This window comes from Acutalibacter caecimuris (genome assembly GCF_034335085.1).
GTDB classification, from domain to species: Bacteria; Bacillota; Clostridia; order Oscillospirales; family Acutalibacteraceae; genus Acutalibacter; species Acutalibacter caecimuris.
In genome coordinates this window covers 1-973 of record NZ_JAWXXJ010000078.1, presented here as the reverse complement: position 1 = coordinate 973, position 973 = coordinate 1, and the positions used below count along the sequence as shown (strand labels likewise).

At 52.5% G+C, this 973-nt stretch carries 2 protein-coding genes; both read right to left on the bottom strand.

Annotated elements, in window-relative coordinates:
* Positions 1–87: 87 nt before the first annotated feature.
* Complete coding sequence (locus U8U01_RS17210; protein ID WP_437124407.1) at positions 88–321, bottom strand: helix-turn-helix domain-containing protein; 234 nt, start codon at positions 319–321, stop codon at positions 88–90.
* Positions 322–334: 13 nt separating this feature from the next.
* Positions 335–973 (bottom strand): type IV secretory system conjugative DNA transfer family protein (locus tag U8U01_RS17205; protein ID WP_322176811.1); only part of this gene is annotated, 639 nt, incomplete at its 5' end.

The following is a 973-nucleotide window of genomic DNA, read 5'->3' as shown; positions in this document are numbered from 1 at the left end:
TTGGATAGTTCCCTACACCCGCCATGATGACAGGAGCCACCTGCCACCGAGAGAGCGCAAAGGTTCCCTGGCGGCAGGTGTTTTCTGTCATATTTTCTTTAGACGAAAAAGCAAACTGCTTTTTCCGCCCTGGGCACGGTAGCGCTGTTCTGTTTCCAATAGTTCAGCTTTTCTTAAATCCTGTAAGGCCCTTCGCACTGTAGACTGGGACAGCTTTAACTCCCTGGCAATAGTAGGGATAGCGGGCCAGCATTCGCCATCCCGATTTGCCCGGTCTGCCAGATAGATATACACCGCCACGGCCCTGTGCTGCAAGTCCATCTTGTACAAAAAATCAAACCGGCCCATCCTGCACTACCTCTGTTTCACGGTTATGGGGAGCAACCTCTTTCAGCGGCCTATTTTGCCTACTGGCAGGGCCTTTCTTCTTTGAAGAGCGCTTGCGCTGCTTTTGCGAGGGAACGTCCTGACTCTGCCCTCCAGCGGGTGCATCCTCCGGCGGCGTATCATCCTCCTTCAACCATTCCGGGTGGTATTTCAGCACGATGGCCTGTAGGAGTTCATTCTTCTCCGCATAAGCTACCTTACGATTGCCGTTCTCCGGGACAGCGTACGGTTCATCAAACTGGATGCCCCAATCAAAGTACAGCTTGAGCCTGACTTTCATGGGGTAGAAACCGGTTTTCATCACGATGAATTGTCCCTTGGGCATAGACTTCAACTCGTCCGGCGTCATGAGAGGCCGCTCTATCATCTGCAAAGACTGGCTGGGGTCGTTCTTGCTCCTGGACACTGAGCCAGACATCACTGTGCGGCTGCCCAGGGCCTTGGACAGCACCTCGGCAGAGCTGCTGTTGGGTGCAAAACCGCCGAAGATGATATCCTGCAAATTATCTACGATAATCTCTGCACCCTCTTTGCCATAGTTCTTTTCCAGCTGTGAAAAGGATTGGATGATAGGCACAATCTGCAA

What these genes read in the sequence shown, in the direction of transcription:
- U8U01_RS17210 (WP_437124407.1), bottom strand. Translation starts at nt 321, where the DNA reads ATGGACTTGCAGCACAGGGCCGTGGCGGTGTATATCTATCTGGCAGAC.